Genomic DNA, 16729 nt, shown 5'->3' on the forward strand with positions numbered 1-16729 from the left:
AGCATGCGGCAACGGGACCACTTTGCCGAAGCATTCGGAGTCGCCCCATGAACCCTCATCCGGACCCTCTCCCGAACCATCGATCGAAATCTCGACCGGCCCCTCCCCCGGACCCCCGCCCGTCCCCCCGCCGAAAGACCCGCTCCTCCCTCCCCCTCCCCGCACTGGGCCGCCCCGCCCAAGGGGGCCTGACCGCCGCCGCGCTGATTCTCATACCCCTGCTCGCCACGGCCGGCAGCGACAGTCTGCGGGCCGCGCTCGACTTCACCACCGGCGTCCTCTCCCTGGTCTCCCTGACCGCCGCCGTCGCCTGGGGCCTGCTGGCCACCGACCGGCTGCTGCTCCGGCCGCGCCACCGCCTTCTCGCCCAGGCCGTCCACCGGGCCACCGCGGTCGCCTCCCTCGGCTTCCTGCTGCTGCACGTTTCGGTCAAGGTCTCGCTGGGGCATGTGGCGCTCCTCGGAGCCCTGGTCCCCTTCGGCCTCGGAATCAGCGGTACGGCCGGCCTCATCGGATTCGGTTCCCTCGCCGGATTCCTCATGGTCGTCGCGGCTTCGACAGGGGCGCTGCGCAGTGCGTTCGCCGCTCCGGGGCGCATCGCCGGCCGCTGGCGGGCGCTGCACATGCTCGCCTATCCGGCCTGGGGGTCGGCCCTGGTACACGGCCTGTTCGCGGGCCGGCCCGCCGCCGGCTGGGTCGTCACGATGTACGTCCTGTGCCTTGCGGCGGTCGCGACGGTTCTCTCGTTGCGCCTGCTCCCTCCGCCGCTCAAGCGGGCCGCCGCCGAGCGGATCGTGACCCTGGCCACGTCCGGGTCCCCGGCCGGGGCGACCGGCCCGGAGCCCCGTGACGCCACGCTCTCCCCACTGCCGGGCGGCGGTTCCGCACCGCCGCAGCCGCAGCACCAGCACCAGCACCAGCACCAGCACCAGCACCAGCGTCTGGCGGCCCCCGCCCCACCGCTGTACGAGGCCGGGCGCTCCCCCGACGGGCTCCGCGCGGCTCCGGACACCGGCATATCGGCGGCGTACCGCGCCGTGTCCGCCACGGCCGCCTCCGCCGCTTCGGCCCCCACCGAGCAGCTTCCCCCGGCGCAGCACCTTCCCCCGGACGAGCCCCCGGCCGAGGAGATCCCCGTCCATGCGGCGCCTCCCCCGCCCCGCTGGCCGACTCCGTCGCCCCCTCCCCCCGCACAGGCCGCCCGCCCGCCGTACGACCCGGACCGCGCGGCGTACGGCCCGGGAGCCGCCCCTGCCCCCGGCTTCCCCGGGTACGCCCCCGAGCGCCCCGCGCACACCCCCTGGACGCCCACCGGGCCGATCCCCCACCCCCGCCCCCACGGCGGCACCGAGCCCGCGCCGGGTCCGCTCTACCGGCCCGCCGCCGGAGAACCCTGGCACGCACCCGCAGGAGACCGACGTTGAACGTCCCCCTTCCCGACGTCCCCGAGGTACGCGTGGTCGGCCTTCCCCAGCTGACGGCCGGCTTCGACCTGGTCGAGCGTCTCGACCTCGGTATGCACCTGAAAGTGCACGGTCCGCTGGAGCCGATGGCCGGAGAGCGCCTGGCCGAACTCGCCGACCACATCGCGCTGCGCGGCCGCGGCGGCGCCGGCTTCCCCTTCGGCAGGAAGCTGCGGGCGGTCGCGCAGGCCTCCATCCGGCGCGGCGTGCGGCCCGTGGTCGTGATCAACGGCAGCGAGGGCGAGCCCGCCTGCCGCAAGGACACCGTCCTGCTCAACCGCGCCCCGCACCTCGCGCTCGACGGCGCCCTGCTCGCGGCCGAGGCGCTCGGCGCCCGCACCCTGATCGTCGGCGTCACCCGCAACTCGACCGAGGCCTCCGTCCGCGCCGCCTTCGCCGAACGCGGCCTGTCCGACCGGCGCGGTCAGCAGTTGCGCGCGCGGATCGTGCGTACCCCCGAGCGCATGGTCTCCGGCGAAGCCTCGTCCCTGATCCGCGCGGCGAACGGCGGCCCGGCCCTGCCGCCCGGCCGCCGCGAGCGCGCCTCCGAGACAGGGGTGGGGGGCGCTCCCACCCTGCTGTCCAACACGGAGACCTTCGCGCAGCTCGCCGTCGCCGCCCGCACCGGCGCCCGCCGCTACGCCCACACCGGTCTGGTGGACGAGCCGGGCACGGTCATGCTCACCCTTTCCGGCGCGGTCGCGCGGCCCATGGTGGTCGAGGTGCCCACCGGGGTGCCGCTGCGTTACGTCCTCCAGATGGCCGGCGCCCCGCCGCTGCCCCAGGGCGTGCTGACGGGCGGCTACCACGGCGACTGGATCGACGCGGCCGCCGCGCACGACGCCGTGATCTCCCGCGAGTCCCTCGCCTCCCTCGGCGGCGCGCTCGGCGCGGGCGCGATCCTCCCGATCGGCCCGGAGACCTGCCCGCTGGGCGAGTCGCTGCGCGTCGCGAACTGGCTGGCGGCGGAGACGGCGGGCCAGTGCGGCCCCTGCCGGCTGGGGCTGCCCGCCGCCGCCGGCGGCCTCTCCGACGTACTCAACGGCGGCGGTCAGGCCGCACTGGAGGCCCTGCGCGAAGTGACGCGGGCCGTGAAGGGCCGGGGCGCGTGCAAGCACCCCGACGGCTCGGTGCGCTTCTTCGTCTCCACCCTGAACACCTTCACCGACGACCTGGCGGCGCACGTCCTGGGCGGCGGCTGCGGCCGGGAGACGCTGGGCGTACTGCCGCTGCCGGGCCCCGGTCGCGAGGAGGAGGGCCTCCCGAGCGGCGAGAGGTTCGCGGTGGACTGGACGCTGTGCAAGGGCCACGGGCTGTGCGCCGACATCGTCCCGGAACTGATCCGGCTCGGCCCCGACGGCTACCCGACCCTCGCGGACGCGTCGGTTCCGGTGCACCTCCAGGGGCGCGCCCAGCGTGCCGTGCGCCGCTGTCCCGCGCTGGCGCTGCGCATAGAGCGGGAGGCCCCCGAACGGCCGGGGCGGCCCGCGCTGCCGGGCGGCGGCAGAAAGGCCCTGGGCGGCGGCCGGGGCTGAGCCGGCCGGCCCCCCGGAAAGAGAAGATCCCGCCCGGTCGAATCGACCGGACGGGATCTTCTTTCTGTGGAGCTAAGGAGAATTGAACTCCTGACCTCCTGCATGCCATGCAGGCGCTCTACCAACTGAGCTATAGCCCCGTGCGTTCTGCCGTTCCCCGGGTTCCCCCGGCGGCTCCGCCAACATTACCGGTCCTCCCGGCGCTCCACCAAATCCTTTGCCAGCACTCCCGTTTTGTCCCATATGCCCGATTTTGCGCTCACGCTGTGGCGAAGGAGTAGAAACGTTTGAGCGTGCAGTGCTCGTCGAGCAGCCGGCCGTAGATCGGCTCGCCCTCGAGTTCGCGGTACGTCTCGATGGGGTCGCCTTTTATGATCAGCGCCCGGGCGCATTCCTCGCACCAGTACTGGTAGTCGGCGTTGACCGGTTCCATGTCCCTGACGATGGGCGTGCCACTGCCGCACCAGTCGCATTTCCGCCTGTGTGCGCCCATCACTCAGTTCCAGCTGTGGCGGCAGGCCGTGCACACGTACGCGATACCTCCGTTGTCGCTGCCGGGCAGGGCACGGACCGCATCGAGGATGCTCGCGGGCATCGCGCTCCCCCTCCCCGTCAGACCGTCGTCCCCCTCCGGCCGTCCGATTCTGCCATGGCTCCGCAAGGGGGGCAGCGGCGTGGGCGCAGGAGGCCCGCCGCAGCACCGAAGACCGACGCGTCGGCCGGCGCAAGGGCGCATACCCACAGCGCATCGGCGTATGCATACGCCCCTGGCGCATTCAGCCGGTTCAGGAAGAGAGTGCCGAATGCCGCCACGCCGGGCAACTGGCCGAGCGGTGTGCCGGTGACGAGCAGCCCGCCCACCGCCTGCCCGGCGGCGGTCCCGGTGGCGAGCGCCGCCGAGTACGCGCCGAGCGCCTTGACCCGCGCCGCGCCCGCGCCCTGGACCAGCCGGAAGGCGATCAACTGGCCGGTGCCCGCGGCCAGTCCGCAGGCGAGGAACACCGCGGTGGAGAACGCGAGCCCGCCCAGGCAGGCGCGGCGGCGGCCGAGCTGGTCACCGAGGCTGGCGCCGGTGACCAGCAGGACGGCGTACGCGACGGCGCGTCCGACGAGGGTCATCTGCAATCCGGCGCCGGACGCGCCGAGTTCGGTGCGGACGGTCGGGGCGGCGGCGTTGACGACGAAGACGTCGAGCAGCGCCATGAACTGCGCTGCGGGCGCGACCGCGAGCAGCAGCCCCGGCCGCGCCGGCACGGCCGGCGGGCCCGGGTGACCCCGAGGGCGTCGGCATGCCACCGGGCCTGCGCCGCCGCACACCGGGCCTGCGCCGCGAGGAGGTCGCACAGCTCTCCGGGGGCGGCGTCACCTGGTGCACCTGGCTGGAGCAGGGACGCCCGGTCAACGCCTCGGCCCAGGTCCTGGACGCGGTGGCGCGTACGCTCCGGCTCGACCGGCCCGAGCGGGAGCACCTCTACCACCCGGCGGAGGCCCCCTGGTCCCCGGACCGTGAGGCGGACGTCCAGAGCGTCAGCCCGGAGATCCAGGGCACCATCGACGCCCTCTCCCCCGCCCGGCCGTCGTCTGCAACGCGCGCTACGACGTCCTGGCGGCCAACGACGCCTACCGCGGCCTCTTCGCCGTCCCGCACCTGCCCGAATTCGCCGTACGCAATGCGGTGTGGACCCTTTTCACGGCGCCCGAGCCCGACTGTCCACTGGTCTTCCGGGACGAGGAACCGCCGGGGACGGCCGCGCAGTTGCGCGGCGCGTACGGGCGGCACGTGGCGAGCCGGACTGGGGGACGTTCGCCCGCCGGCTCTGCGCGGCCGGCCCGTTCTTCGCGCGGCTGGGGAGAGCGGCGATGTCGTCCCGCCGGGCCCGCACGTGAAGGCGTTCCGGCACGAGGCGGCCGGCGGGATACGGATGACCTCGGTGTCGCCGTCCATCAACGCAATGCCGGAATGCCGGATCGTCGCCTGCACGCCCGACGACGAGGTGAGCCTGCGGCGGATGGAATCCCTCAACCGGCACAACAGAAAATCCCGGCCCCTCCTGAAGGAGGAACCGGGATCCTGATTGCGGTTGTGGAGCTAAGGAGAATTGAACTCCTGACCTCCTGCATGCCATGCAGGCGCTCTACCAACTGAGCTATAGCCCCGCTGTTCTCCGCGCTGTGCGCTGCGAACAAGAAGAACTTTAGCCTGCGACCTGCCGGAAAGCGAAATCCGTCAGTCGTCGTCGCCGAGCACCGGTTCCGGGAGCGTCCCGGCGTTGTGCTCCGTCAGCCGCCAGCCGCGGGCGCCCTCGCCCAGCACCGACCAGCAGCAGTTGGAGAGCCCGCCGAGGCCCTCCCAGTGGTACGACTCCAGACCCAGGAGCCGCCCGATGGTGGTGCGGATGGTGCCGCCGTGGCTGACCACGACGAGCGTGCCGTTGTCGGGCAGCTTGTCGGCGTACGCGAGGACGACGGGAGCCGCCCGGTCGGCGACCTCGGTCTCCAGCTCGCCGCCACCGCGCCGCACCGGCTCGCCGCGCTTCCACGCCGCGTACTGCTCGCCGAACCGCTCGATGATCTCTTCGTGCGTCAGGCCCTGCCAGGCGCCCGCGTACGTCTCGCGCAGTCCCGAGTCGTACGTCACGTCGAGGCCGGTCAGGGCCGACAGCTCGCCGGCCGTGGCCGCCGCCCGCTTCAGGTCGGACGCGATCATCGCGTCCGGTTTCAGGGAGGCGAGCAGCCTGGCGGCCCGGCGCGCCTGGGCGACGCCGGTCTCGGTCAGCTCGATGTCCGTACTGCCCTGGAAGCGGCGCTCCAGGTTCCAGGAGGTCTGGCCGTGTCGCCACAGGATGATCCTGCGGCCCCGGCTCCGCTTGCCGGTGTCGCTGGCGTTCAGCTCAGGTCTCCGTCCACTTCGCCGGCCGCACGCAGCTTCGCGTGCTCCTCGGCCAGGCCGCGGGTCTTGACGGCGTCCTCGGGCAGGGCGATCTCGGGGCAGTCCTTCCAGAGGCGCTCCAGCGCGTAGAAGACGCGCTCCTCGCTGTGCTGGACGTGGACGACGATGTCGACGTAGTCGAGAAGCACCCAGCGGGCCTCGCGGTCGCCCTCGCGGCGCACGGGCTTGGCGCCGAGCTCCTTGTTCAGTCGCTCTTCGATCTCGTCGACGATCGACTTGACCTGGCGGTCGTTGGGCGCCGAAGCGACCAGGAAGGCGTCGGTGATGGAGAGCACATCGCTGACGTCGTACGCGATGATGTCGTGCGCGAGCCGGTCTGCGGCCGCCTGAGCGGCGGCGTTGATGAGCTCGATGGAACGGTCAGTGGCGGTCACAAGCAGGCTTTCGTCGGCGGTCAGAGATACCCCCAGGGTCTCACGGACCGCCGACAGCGCCGACGGGATTACTCCGCCTGGAAATCCTGGCCCAGTACGACCGTCACGTCGGTGTTCGCGGCCGCCTTGCCCTTGCGCACCGCGCCCGCCGGCAGACCCAGCGTCTTCGCCACCTCCCGCGCCGTCGCCCTCTGCGCCGCGTCGCCATAGCTGACCTGCGACGACGCGATCACGGAGGCGGCCCTGCCGGCGTCCACGAACGCGTATCCGCCGTTGACCAGGTCGATCCTCGCGGCCTCGGTGGCGTCGGCGTTCCCCTGGGCGTTCCGGACGCCGACCCGCACGGCCGCGCCCTGCTCCGGGCTGCTGGCCGAACCGCCGAGAATGTCCTTCACCACACTCTCGGCGGCGGAGTCGCTCAGCGTGCCGTCGGGCTGGACCGGCAGCTGCGTCGTCCGGTAGTCGCCGGCCTTGGCGTGTCCGGCGAGCTTGGCGAGCGAGGCGCCCAGCTCCTTCTCCGGCAGCGAGGGATCGAGGATCTGCGCCAGCGCGCGGACGGTGACGGTCGCGGCCTGCGGGTCGTCCGAGATCTTCTTCAGTACGCCCTGCATGACCTGCCCGAAGCGCCGGAGCTGCTCGCCCTCGGCCTCGCCGGGCGCGCGGTAGGTGGCGTACGCGACGGCCATGCGGCCGCTCAGCGTCTGCCCCTTGCCCTGCCGCACGACGGGTGACGCGCCCTTCTTCGAGTCGGGTACATCGGTGTCGGTGTCGACCTCCACGGCGCCGACCAGCTCGACGAGGTTCTCCAGGTACGGGGTGTCCAGCCGCCAGGAGCCGCCGATCTCCGTCCCCAGTACGGAACCGAGCGCCTCGCGCGTACCCGCCGAACCGTCGTCGTCGACGGACTTGCCGAGCGTGGTCGTGGTGCCGTCGTCACTCGCCACGGAGAGCGAGTTGGGGAGCAGGACGGTGGTGCCCTTTTCCGTGGTGACGTTGTCCACGAGCAGCGCGGTGGAGGTGGCGCCCTGCCGGGTGTGCAGGTGCACCACGATCACGTCGCGCTTCTGCGGGCCGCCCGCCGCGGTGCCCGGCGTGTCCCCCCCGGCGGAGACGCCGGGCAGCATTCCGGCGTACCAGAGGTAGCCGACGCCGCCCGCGACCACCAGCGCCACCGCGGCGACCAGGGCGACGACGCGGTTGCGGCCGCGGCGCCTGGCCTCCTCGCGGCGCTCGGTGCGGCTCTCGGTGAACTTCAGCCAGTCGATGACGTCTTCGGAGTTCTCGTCCGGCTCCTCGACGAAGGAGAACTGCTCGGTCGCGTACTCGGGCGTGGGGCGGCGCTGCTGGGGCACGGAAGCGACCTGGGGCTCCGGTTCCGGCACATGAGCGGGATCGGGGACGGGCACGGGAGCGGTGGGCGCGGTCTGCTGCGGGATCCACTGCTGCTGAGCGGTGTCGACGTACCCGTACTGCTGCTGTTCCTGCTGCTGGGCGTACGGGTCGTACGACGGCTGCTGCGCGTACGGGTCGTAGCCGTAGCCCTGCTGCTGTTGCACGTCGTACTGCTGCGCCTGCTGCTGTGTCTGCTGCTGCGCCTGCTGGTACACCGGCTGCCCGTACGCGTCGTAGCCGATGACCTCCGGCTGCTGGGCATACGGGTCGTACGGGTCGTACGGGTACTGTCGGTCGTTCACCGGTGGCCCTCTCCCTGCTTGTCTGTGCTCCCCGTACGGCCGGGCCGACCGCTCAGCGGTGGTACAGCTCGCGCTTGTCGATGTAGCGGACCACACCGTCCGGAACGAGGTACCAGACAGGCTCGCCCGCCGCGACCCTCGCCCGGCAGTCGGACGACGAGATCGCCAGGGCCGGCACCTCCACCAGGGAGACGCCCCCCTTGGGCAGACCGTCGTCCGTCAGGTCGTGGCCGGGCCTGGTCACACCGATGAAGTGGGAGAGCGAGAACAGCTCCTCCGCGTCCCGCCAGGTGAGGATCTGGGCGAGCGCGTCGGCGCCGGTGATGAAGAAGAGGTCCGAGTCGCTGTTCAGCTCACGCAGGTCCCGCAGCGTGTCGATGGTGTAGGTCGGACCGCCGCGGTCGATGTCGATCCGGCTCACCGAGAACTGCGGGTTGGACGCGGTCGCGATGACCGTCATCAGATAGCGGTCCTCGGCCGGGGAGACCTGCTTGTGGCTCTTCTGCCACGGCTGCCCGGTCGGCACGAACACCACCTCGTCGAGGTGGAACTGGGCGGCCACCTCACTGGCGGCCACCAGGTGCCCATGGTGAATCGGATCGAACGTCCCGCCCATCACGCCGAGTCGGCGCTTGCCCGGACCGCTCGGCACTTGCTGCTCTCCCATGCGTGCAGAGCCTACTGGCCCCCTGCCGCGGCCCCGACTCAGCGGTCCCGGTTGAAGCGCGTGGTGATCCACAGCAGGAGCATGAGCGCGAGGAACGCGCCGACGCCGGTGACATAAGGGCTGAGGGACGCGTGGTTCCCGCCGTGCTCGCCGCCCTCACCGGAGGCGAGGGTCACGAGGGAGGCGGCGGTGGTGTGGAGGCTCATCTTCGGCAGGACCTATCGGGAGTCGGGAGTCGGAGGGGAGACTTCACGAACATCGTATGCGGGCGGCCCGGGCACGCTCACGCCGACTCAGTCGTTCACGCAATGTCCGGCTCCGGGAACCGGCCGAGCGCGGTGCGCGTGAGCACCTGCGCCGGGGCGGTCCGGGGGACGGGAAACACTCGTAGACAGGGGGCCATCCATGACCGACGGCAATCATGAGAACGTACCGAGCCGCAATCGCCGGCGCTTCCCGGACATCTCGTCCCGGGCGTACGAACACCCGGCGGACCGCTCGGCCCTGGTGGCCCTGCGCAAGCTCACCGGTTTCGACACGGTGTTCAAGGCACTCAGCGGACTGCTTCCCGAGCGCAGCCTGCGGCTGCTCTTCCTCTCCGACTCGGTGCGGGTGGGCGAGGCCCAGTTCGCGCATCTGCACGCGATGCTGCTGGACGCCTGTCACATCCTGGACCTCAAGAAGGTCCCTCCGATGTACGTCACGCAGGACCCGAAGCCCAATGCCATGTGCATCGGTCTCGACGAGCCGATCATCGTGGTCACCACGGGCCTGGTCGAGCTGCTCGACGAGGAGGAGATGCGGGCGGTCGTCGGCCACGAGGTGGGCCACGCCCTGTCCGGGCACTCCGTCTACCGGACGATCCTGCTGTTCCTCACGAACCTGGCGCTCAAGGTCGCCTGGATCCCGCTCGGCAACATCGCGATCATGGCGATCGTGACGGCGCTGCGCGAGTGGTTCCGCAAGTCGGAGCTGTCCGCCGACCGGGCCGGCCTGCTGGTCGGCCAGGACCTCCAGGCGTCGATGCGCGGCCTGATGAAGATCGCCGGCGGCGACCACCTGCACGAGATGAACGTGGACGCGTTCCTGGAGCAGGCCGAGGAGTACGAGGCGGGAGGCGACCTGCGCGACTCCGTGCTGAAGATCCTCAACGTCCTGCCGCGCTCGCACCCGTTCACCACGGTGCGGGCCGCCGAGCTGAAGAAGTGGGCCGAGAGCCGCGACCACCAGCGGATCATGGACGGCCACTACCCGAAGCGCGACGAGGACGGCGACACGTCCGTCACGGACTCCTTCCGCGAGTCCGCCTCCCACTACGCCGACACGGTGCGCACCAGCAAGGACCCGCTGATGAAGCTCGTGGGCGACCTCGCGGGCGGCGCGGGGGACCTGGGCGGCAAGCTGCGGGACAAGTTCGGCGGGGGCGGGGGCGGAGGCAAGGCGGGCCCGTCCGACGGCTGAGCGCCGGGTCCGGGCAGCACTCCGGGTCAGTCGTTGTCCCGGGGGCTGGGCATGGCGCTCGGCGCGAGCGTCCCGCACAGCGCCGCCGCGGCCCGGCCCGTCGCGTACGGATCGGTCCCGGCGGGCCCCCGGTCCGCGGCCCGCTCCCCGGCCGGCACGGGCCGCAGGCGGTCCGCCGCGTCGGCCGAGCATGCCTGGGGCCCGGCCTGGACGTACGAGAAGAGCAGCTCGGCCCGGTGCATCCGCAGGTCGTCGCGGTCGAAGCGGAAGTGCAGCTCGCGGCGGACGGTGAACAGCGACGCGCCGTCCACCGGCGGCAGCCCGGCAGAGTCCCCCGCCGGCCGCAGCGCGTACACGAAGAGGTGGTCGGAGGTCACTTCGAGCCGGTCCGACTCCGTCTCCTCGACGCGCAGTACGCCCTGTACGCGCACCTGCGGGGCGGCGAGCGTCACCTTCGCCGGGTCGAAGCGCACCAGCCAGCCCGTGGCCGCGTGCCTGCCGTCGGCGGCGGGGGTGTCGAAGCTGCGGTCGAACTGCGCCAGCTGGTCGGGGTCGAGCAGCATGCGCACCGGACGGACGGTGGAGCCTTTCAGTACGTCCGGGGCGAGGGACGACGCGACGAGGTAGTCCTTCGCGATGGTCAGGGCGGACAGCACCTGGCCCTCCGCGAAGTGTGCGGTGCGCCGTGCGGCCGGCAGAGTGACGCCCTCCGCGCCCGTCCGGAACTGCGCGGCCGGGCTGCGCTCGAAGAGCTCGGCGGGCGCTCCGCCCGGCACCGTGCCCTCCGGGGCCAGCGGTACCACCGACATCCGCAGCGGCCCGGCGCGCGGGGCGGGCGACGGCTGGTAGGGGTGGCGTACGCCCAGGTAGATCGCCATGGCGAAGGCGAGCGCGACCACCAGGACGAGCGCCAGCGCCTGCTTGGCCCCCGTGCCCCCGCGGCCGCCTCTGCCGTCGTCGCCGGGTGCCGCCCGGGCGGGCCGGCTGCGCACGGCCTTCTCGTGGTCGTTCATCCGCTCCTGGGCGGAGAATTCCTGGAGGCGGGCAGCCCGCACGAACGATTCGTCGAAGACGACGGACCGGTACTCGTCGTCGCCGCCCAGGGGGCCCTCGGGTGGGACTTCCGGCGGCTCTCCGCGCCCTGCCATACCTTCAGAGTAGGTCGGTGCGAGCGGAGGTAAACGCCCCGGTGCGTGCCACGTGGTGACTGGTTCCCACCCGGTCGGTGCTCGGGCCCGGCCCGTTCGGCGGCCCGTTCGGCGAAGGGGCCGTTCGCGGGCGTTCGCGCCGGTCAGGGCGTGCTGCGCGGAACCGCGGGCGCGGCCGGCGCGGAGTGCTCGGCGGAGGCCGGAGGACCGCCGGGCCGGGGGTTGTCGCTCGTCGCGGGCAGCGGTACCTGGTCGTGCCGCCCCGCCGACGCGCCCCGGTAGACCGCGGTGAAGGCGAGCGCCACCATCCCGATGCCCATCAGCAGGGCCAGCATCCACGCCACGGGCCGGTGCCAGCGCGCGTTTCCGCGGTACGGGCGCAGGGCGCCGCCGTGCCGCCCGTACGGGCCCGTGCCGTCGCCGTACTCGTCGCCGGCGTCCAACGGGCCGTACGCGCCGTCGTGGCCGTGTTCGCGGGCGCCGTACCCGGATCCGTACCCGTCGTCGTAGAGGTCCTCGTAGAGGTCGTCGTCCAGGGGGACCTTGCCGGCCCGCGCCCTGGCCGCCTCGGCCTCGGCGCGCGCCTGGGCGGCCGCCAGCAGCCGCTCGACAGCGGTCGGCTCATGGACCTCGGCGGCCCGTACGAAGTCCTCGTCGAATACCACGGAGGCGAAGTCCTCGTCCGCGCCTCCGCGGTCGTCGTCGGGCTCCCAGCCGTCCTGGAACGGCTTGCCCCCCACGTCGTCCGGCACCCGTTCAGCGTAGACCGGAACGGTCGTTTTGGGCAGAGAACGTGCGAACGAGGGGTTCGCTAACGCGTGTGACCGTCGCCCGTCACGATGTACTTCGTCGAGGTCAGCTCGGGCAGACCCATCGGACCGCGGGCGTGCAGCTTCTGCGTCGAAATCCCGATCTCGGCGCCGAAACCGAACTGACCGCCGTCCGTGAAGCGGGTGGACGCGTTCACCGCGACCGTCGTCGAGTCCACCAGCTGCGTGAAGCGGCGGGCCGCGGCCTGCGACGTCGTGACGATCGCCTCGGTGTGCCCGGAGGTCCAGCGGCGGATGTGGGTGACGGCCCCGTCCAGCGAGTCGACGACGGCGGCGGCGATGTCGTACGAGAGGTACTCGGTCTCCCAGTCGTCCTCCGTGGCGGCCACGACGGCCGCCTTGGACCCCTCGGCGTACGGGAGCACCCGCTCGTCGCCGTGGACCGTGACGCCCGCCTCGGCGAGCGCGTCCAGGGCGCGCGGCAGGAAGGCGTCGGCGATGTCCCGGTGGACGAGGAGCGTCTCGGCGGCGTTGCAGACGCTGGGCCGCTGCGCCTTGGAGTTGACGAGGATGTCGACGGCCATGTCGATGTCGGCCTCGGCGTCCACGTAGACGTGGCAGTTGCCGGTGCCCGTCTCGATGACGGGGACGGTGGACTCCTCGACGACCGTACGGATCAGGGACGCGCCGCCGCGCGGGATCAGCACGTCGACCAGCCCGCGGGCGCGCATCAGCTCCCGTACCGAGTCGCGGGACTCCCCCGGCACGAGCTGCACGGCGTCGGCGGGCAGGCCGGCCCCGGCGATCGCGTCGCGCACGACGCCGACGAGCGCGGTGTTGGAGGCGTAGGCCGACGAGGAGCCGCGCAGCAGCACCGCGTTGCCGGACTTGAGGCAGAGCGCGGCGGCGTCCACGGTCACGTTCGGCCGGGCCTCGTAGATGATCCCGACGACGCCGAGCGGCACGCGCACCTGCCGCAGGTCGATGCCGTTGGGCAGGGTGGAGCCGCGTACGACCTCGCCGACCGGGTCGGGCAGCGCGGCCACGTCCCGGACGTCGGAGGCGATGGCGGCGACCCGCTCCGGGGTCAGCGTCAGCCGGTCGATCACCGTGTCGCTCGTCCCGGCGGCGCGGGCCTTGGCGATGTCCTGGGCGTTGGCCTCGACGATCTCGTCCGTACGGGCCACCAGCGCGTCGGCGACGGCCAGCAGCGCGGCGTCCTTGGCGGAGCGCGGAAGCGGCGCGATCGCGTCGGCGGCGGCGCGGGCCCGGCGTGCGGTCGACGCGACCGGGGACCCGGCCGCGGTCGCGTCGGCGGGGCTCGTGTCGGCGAGAGGAGAGTGCGAGGTCATACCCGCAGACTAATGCGCGCTCCACGGGCAGCCACCGGGTATCCCGTTCCGCGAGACGGCTCGCGCCGAGGCCCGGACTCCCCGGCGGTGCGGCGGCCGGTCAGTACGGGTGCACACCGACCGGGGCCGCGGGCGGCGGGCCGTACCCCTCGGCGATCCGCTGGTGGTAGGTGTCCCGGTCGATGACCTCCAGGCCCACGATCTCCCACGGCGGCAGCTTCGACGTGGACCGGTGCTCGCCCCACAGACGCAGCGCGACGGCCGCGGCGTCGTGCAGGTCCCGTGCCTCTTCCCAGTAGCGGATCTCCGCGTGGTCGTTGGCGTACCTGCTGGTCAGCAGGAAGGGGTGGTCGTGGGCGAGCTGTTCGAGACCTCGTCTGACCTCCTCCAGCGGCGTCTCGGCCCCCGAGACGCTGAGGGTGATGTGCCAGAGCCTCGACGCTTCCCGGTTGCCGTGGGCCTCCCGGCCGGGGCCCGGCGCCTGGTCCGGCTCCGGTCCCGGGCCGAAGTCCGCTCCCGCCCCGACACTGGTCAGGGTTCGCCCGACCGTGCCTCGGGGCAGCGCCCCCGGACGTACTCGTCTCACCGGCGGCCTCCTCTGATGTGTCGCTGTGCCGTACCCCTGCATCCCCGCAACAAAGTTGACCAGTCCTGGGCCCGGCGCGGGGCGGTTTTCGTGAAGGTCTCTGCCACGGAGCCGGTCTTTCAGTCGTTTCAGGGGTGGAGAACGACCAGATCGTCCCTGTGTACGACTTCGCGCTCGTACGCGGGCCCGAGCTCCTTCGCCAGGTCGCGGGTGGAGCGTCCGAGCAGCTGCGGGATCTCCTTGGCGTCGTAGTTGACGAGCCCCCGGGCGACGGCCACGCCCGCCGCGTCCCGCAGCTCCACGGGGTCGCCCGCGCTGAACTCCCCCTCGACCCCGGCGATCCCGGCGGGCAGCAGCGACGTACGCCGCTCCACCACGGCCCGTACCGCCCCGTCGTCGAGGGTGAGCGCGCCCTGCGGCGTCGAGGCGTGCGCGAGCCACAGCAGCCGGTCGGCGCTGCGGCGGCCGGTGCGGTGGAAGTAGGTGCCCGTGTCGCGGCCCGCGAGGGCGTCGGCGGCGTGGCTGGCCGAGGTGAGGACGACGGGGATGCCGGCGGCCGCGGCGATACGGGCCGCCTCGACCTTGGTCACCATGCCGCCGGTGCCGACGCCGGCCTTGCCCGCGCTGCCGATGGAGACGTGCGCGATGTCGCCGGGGCCGTGCACCTCGTCGATGCGCGAGGTGCCGGGGGTGCTGGGATCGCCGTCGTAGAGCCCGTCCACGTCCGAGAGGAGCACCAGCAGGTCGGCCCGTACGAGATGGGCGACGAGGGCGGCGAGCCGGTCGTTGTCGCCGAAGCGGATCTCGTCCGTGGCGACGGTGTCGTTCTCGTTGACGACCGGGACCGCGCCCATGGTGATGAGCTGGTCCAGGGTCCGGTAGGCGTTGCGGTAGTGGGCACGGCGGCTGGTGTCGTCGGAGGTCAGCAGCACCTGGCCGACGCGCACGCCGTACCGCGCGAAGGAGGCCGTGTAGCGGGCCACGAGCAGTCCCTGGCCGACGCTGGCGGCGGCCTGCTGCCTGGCCAGGTCCTTGGGGCGGCGGGCGAGCCCCAGCGGCGCCAGCCCGGCGGCGATGGCGCCGCTCGACACCAGCACGATCTCCTTCTCGCCACCGCTGCGCGCCTTGGCGAGTACGTCGACGAGCGCGTCGACGCGGTCCGCGTCGAGACCCCCCGACGCGGTGGTCAGCGATGAGGAGCCGACCTTGACGACGATCCTGCGGGCCTCCGTGACGCCCTGCCTTGCCCCTGACACGTACAGACCCCACTCTTGCTCGCCCGGTTCTCCCCGCAATGTACGTGAGCCACTCCCGGCGGCGCCTGCGCATTCCGCCCGCTGGACCGCCGGCCGGCCGTCGTGCGGGCGGTGTCCGCGCCGTCCGGGCTCCGGGCCGGACCCTGCCTCCGGTCCGTCTCCCACCGGTTCCGGAGGGGGGCGGGACACGGACCAGAGGTCTGGTGAGCCCTCGTCAGGAGCGGGCCGGGCGGCGGCCCGCCAGCGCGCCGCGGGCCATCCTGCGCAGCTTGCGCACCACGCGCCGGGCGAAGGACGGCCTGGGGACGGCGCGCTGGGGCACGGTCCCCCTGGGCGCGGTGACCCGCACGCCGTCGACCCACTCCGAGACCGTGACCGCGAACATCTCGGCGGGTACGCCCGCCGCCTCGTCCTCGAAGTGCGGATACGCGAGGTAGGGCTTGCCCTCCGCCCCCTTGCGGATCACCTCGGGCACCTTCTTCTCCTGGAGGAACTCGAGGTGGTCCTCCAGGAGATCGGCCCGCCCCTCGGCGACGTAGTGCATCCGCAGCCGCTCGGGCACCTTCAGCCGGCGGGCCACGCCCGGCGTCCAGTACTTCTCCATGAGCGGCCGGGCGAGGTCCAGCTTGTCCTGGCGGGTGCCGGCCTCGGTCTTCAGCCAGCGGTGGTCGAACTGCGGCAGCAGCGTGATCACGAACGGCCGGATCATCAGCTCGTCGCGCTTCTCACCGGGCGGATAGAGCTCGGCGATCAGGTCCATCAGGGCCTTCGCCGAGTCGAAGCGCATCGCGTAACTGCCGCTCTGCGTGATGTGCTTGCCGTCGTCGCGGCGCACGATGTAGAGGCAGACGTAGTCGGCGATGACCGAGACCCCGGCGCTGCGCACATATGCCTCAAGGGTGAAGCGCGCGTCCTCACCGGTGTACAGCTGCTGGTCGAAGCGCAGCTTGTGCTTCTCCAGCAGTGCGCGCCGGAAGAGCTTCTCCGCGCTGAGCGTCATTTTGATGTTGGACGAGAAGACGTCCGTACGTTCGAGGGTGCGCCCGAACATCGACTTGGGCGCGCCGCGTCCGATGCCCTCGATCTTGCCCAGCACGACGTCCGTGCCGTTGCGGTCGGCCATCGCGACCATCCGCTCCAGGGCTTCCGTGCCGAGATAGTCGTCGGCGTCGAGGAAGAAGACATAGCGGCCGCGGGCCATGTCGAGACCTACGTTGCGGGGCTTGCTGGGACCACCGGAATTCTCCTGGTGGACCACGCGCGTCCTGACCTTGCTCCTGGCCGCGAACTCGTCGAGATATTCTCCGGTCCCGTCGGTCGAGCCGTCGTCGACGGCCACGATCTCCATACGGTCCGCGCCCAGCGTCTGGGCTTCGACCGATTCCAGGCAAGGGATCAGGTAGGGCATCGCCTCGTAGGCGCCGATGATCACGGTTACATCGGGAATTTCAACTGAGGCCATGCCCGTCTCAT

The 16729-nt window shown here is 72.4% G+C and carries 17 protein-coding genes, 2 tRNA genes and 2 pseudogenes; 6 read left to right on the forward strand and 15 right to left on the reverse strand.

Features of this window, described 5'->3' with window-relative positions; translation table 11 throughout:
- Positions 1-47: 47 nt before the first annotated feature.
- Both ACWDZ4_RS03745 and ACWDZ4_RS03750 read left to right on the forward strand, forming a co-directional pair.
- The gene (locus ACWDZ4_RS03745; protein WP_451506831.1) at positions 48-1424 is read left to right on the forward strand and encodes a hypothetical protein; all 1377 of its coding nucleotides are present in this window, start codon (positions 48-50) and stop codon (positions 1422-1424) included.
- Positions 1421-2998 (forward strand): NADH-ubiquinone oxidoreductase-F iron-sulfur binding region domain-containing protein, encoded by a 1578-nt coding sequence (locus ACWDZ4_RS03750; RefSeq protein WP_451506832.1) that lies wholly within the window; start codon positions 1421-1423, stop codon positions 2996-2998. Before ACWDZ4_RS03745 ends, ACWDZ4_RS03750 begins: the two co-directional genes overlap by 4 nt.
- 67 nt (positions 2999-3065) lie before the next feature.
- Here the strand turns inward: ACWDZ4_RS03750 and ACWDZ4_RS03755 are convergent.
- From ACWDZ4_RS03755 to ACWDZ4_RS03765, 3 genes are all read right to left on the reverse strand, one after another.
- A tRNA-Ala gene (locus ACWDZ4_RS03755) sits at positions 3066-3138 on the reverse strand.
- 119 nt (positions 3139-3257) lie between these two features.
- Positions 3258-3491, reverse strand: a complete 234-nt coding sequence (locus ACWDZ4_RS03760; RefSeq protein WP_028813478.1) for a hypothetical protein — start codon at positions 3489-3491, stop codon at positions 3258-3260.
- 119 nt (positions 3492-3610) lie between these two features.
- Entirely contained in the window at positions 3611-4201 is a 591-nt protein-coding gene (locus tag ACWDZ4_RS03765) for an MFS transporter (protein ID WP_451506892.1), read from the reverse strand.
- 86 nt (positions 4202-4287) lie between these two features.
- Between ACWDZ4_RS03765 and ACWDZ4_RS03770 the strand changes: the two are divergent.
- The 3 genes and pseudogenes from ACWDZ4_RS03770 to ACWDZ4_RS03780 form a co-directional block, all read left to right on the forward strand.
- A pseudogene (locus ACWDZ4_RS03770) lies at positions 4288-4410 on the forward strand (transcriptional regulator); the annotation flags it as partial.
- A gap of 191 nt (positions 4411-4601) precedes the next feature.
- Positions 4602-4727, forward strand: a pseudogene (locus ACWDZ4_RS03775) (transcriptional regulator); the annotation flags it as partial.
- A gap of 154 nt (positions 4728-4881) precedes the next feature.
- Positions 4882-5073, forward strand: a complete 192-nt coding sequence (locus tag ACWDZ4_RS03780; RefSeq protein WP_451506895.1) for a hypothetical protein — start codon at positions 4882-4884, stop codon at positions 5071-5073.
- A 9-nt stretch (positions 5074-5082) separates the two neighbouring features.
- Here the strand turns inward: ACWDZ4_RS03780 and ACWDZ4_RS03785 are convergent.
- The 6 genes from ACWDZ4_RS03785 to ACWDZ4_RS03810 all read right to left on the reverse strand — a co-directional run bounded on the left by ACWDZ4_RS03785 (position 5083) and on the right by ACWDZ4_RS03810 (position 8889).
- A tRNA-Ala gene (locus ACWDZ4_RS03785) sits at positions 5083-5155 on the reverse strand.
- Between the two features lie 70 nt (positions 5156-5225).
- Positions 5226-5888 (reverse strand): histidine phosphatase family protein, encoded by a 663-nt coding sequence (locus ACWDZ4_RS03790; protein WP_451506893.1) that lies wholly within the window; start codon positions 5886-5888, stop codon positions 5226-5228.
- Complete coding sequence (gene rsfS, locus ACWDZ4_RS03795; RefSeq protein ID WP_138901570.1) at positions 5885-6322, reverse strand: ribosome silencing factor; 438 nt, start codon at positions 6320-6322, stop codon at positions 5885-5887. The genes ACWDZ4_RS03790 and rsfS overlap by 4 nt, the downstream gene beginning before the upstream one ends.
- A 68-nt stretch (positions 6323-6390) precedes the next feature.
- On the reverse strand, positions 6391-8016 hold the full coding sequence (locus ACWDZ4_RS03800) for an LCP family protein (RefSeq protein WP_451506833.1): 1626 nt from the start codon (positions 8014-8016) through the stop codon (positions 6391-6393).
- 52 nt (positions 8017-8068) lie between these two features.
- Complete coding sequence (gene nadD / locus ACWDZ4_RS03805) at positions 8069-8683, reverse strand: nicotinate-nucleotide adenylyltransferase (protein ID WP_451506834.1); 615 nt, start codon at positions 8681-8683, stop codon at positions 8069-8071.
- A gap of 38 nt (positions 8684-8721) precedes the next feature.
- On the reverse strand, positions 8722-8889 hold the full coding sequence (locus tag ACWDZ4_RS03810) for a hypothetical protein (RefSeq protein ID WP_344497482.1): 168 nt from the start codon (positions 8887-8889) through the stop codon (positions 8722-8724).
- A 199-nt stretch (positions 8890-9088) separates the two neighbouring features.
- On the opposite strand from ACWDZ4_RS03810, the gene ACWDZ4_RS03815 reads away from it, so the two are divergent.
- The gene (locus ACWDZ4_RS03815; RefSeq protein WP_451506835.1) at positions 9089-10144 is read left to right on the forward strand and encodes a M48 family metallopeptidase; all 1056 of its coding nucleotides are present in this window, start codon (positions 9089-9091) and stop codon (positions 10142-10144) included.
- Positions 10145-10170: 26 nt separating this feature from the next.
- On the opposite strand, the gene ACWDZ4_RS03820 is transcribed toward ACWDZ4_RS03815, so the two are convergent.
- The 6 genes from ACWDZ4_RS03820 to ACWDZ4_RS03845 form a co-directional block, all read right to left on the reverse strand.
- On the reverse strand, positions 10171-11292 hold the full coding sequence (locus ACWDZ4_RS03820) for an SCO2583 family membrane protein (RefSeq protein ID WP_451506836.1): 1122 nt from the start codon (positions 11290-11292) through the stop codon (positions 10171-10173).
- Between the two features lie 143 nt (positions 11293-11435).
- Complete coding sequence (locus ACWDZ4_RS03825; RefSeq protein WP_451506837.1) at positions 11436-12044, reverse strand: SCO2584 family spore wall biosynthesis protein; 609 nt, start codon at positions 12042-12044, stop codon at positions 11436-11438.
- Between the two features lie 59 nt (positions 12045-12103).
- Positions 12104-13414 carry a glutamate-5-semialdehyde dehydrogenase gene (locus tag ACWDZ4_RS03830; RefSeq protein ID WP_451506838.1) on the reverse strand — a complete coding sequence of 437 codons (1311 nt, stop codon included), beginning with the start codon at positions 13412-13414 and terminating at the stop codon, positions 12104-12106.
- 100 nt (positions 13415-13514) lie between these two features.
- A complete protein-coding gene (locus tag ACWDZ4_RS03835) occupies positions 13515-14000 on the reverse strand; it encodes a hypothetical protein (RefSeq protein WP_451506839.1) in 486 nt (161 codons plus the stop codon).
- Positions 14001-14128: 128 nt separating this feature from the next.
- The gene (gene proB, locus ACWDZ4_RS03840) at positions 14129-15256 is read right to left on the reverse strand and encodes a glutamate 5-kinase (protein ID WP_451506840.1); all 1128 of its coding nucleotides are present in this window, start codon (positions 15254-15256) and stop codon (positions 14129-14131) included.
- Positions 15257-15470: 214 nt separating this feature from the next.
- Complete coding sequence (locus tag ACWDZ4_RS03845; RefSeq protein ID WP_451506841.1) at positions 15471-16718, reverse strand: glycosyltransferase family 2 protein; 1248 nt, start codon at positions 16716-16718, stop codon at positions 15471-15473.
- Positions 16719-16729 lie beyond the last annotated feature (11 nt).

The organism is Streptomyces sp. NPDC003016 (assembly GCF_053591455.1).

Coding starts and splice junctions, on each gene's coding strand:
- ACWDZ4_RS03745 (WP_451506831.1), top strand. CDS start 48: ATGAACCCTCATCCGGACCCTCTCCCGAACCATCGATCGAAATCTCGA.
- ACWDZ4_RS03760 (WP_028813478.1), bottom strand. CDS start 3,491: ATGGGCGCACACAGGCGGAAATGCGACTGGTGCGGCAGTGGCACGCCC.
- ACWDZ4_RS03765 (WP_451506892.1), bottom strand. CDS start 4,201: ATGGCGCTGCTCGACGTCTTCGTCGTCAACGCCGCCGCCCCGACCGTC.
- nadD (WP_451506834.1), bottom strand. CDS start 8,683: ATGGGAGAGCAGCAAGTGCCGAGCGGTCCGGGCAAGCGCCGACTCGGC.
- ACWDZ4_RS03810 (WP_344497482.1), bottom strand. CDS start 8,889: ATGAGCCTCCACACCACCGCCGCCTCCCTCGTGACCCTCGCCTCCGGT.
- ACWDZ4_RS03815 (WP_451506835.1), top strand. CDS start 9,089: ATGACCGACGGCAATCATGAGAACGTACCGAGCCGCAATCGCCGGCGC.
- ACWDZ4_RS03820 (WP_451506836.1), bottom strand. CDS start 11,292: ATGGCAGGGCGCGGAGAGCCGCCGGAAGTCCCACCCGAGGGCCCCCTG.
- ACWDZ4_RS03830 (WP_451506838.1), bottom strand. CDS start 13,414: ATGACCTCGCACTCTCCTCTCGCCGACACGAGCCCCGCCGACGCGACC.
- ACWDZ4_RS03845 (WP_451506841.1), bottom strand. CDS start 16,718: ATGGCCTCAGTTGAAATTCCCGATGTAACCGTGATCATCGGCGCCTAC.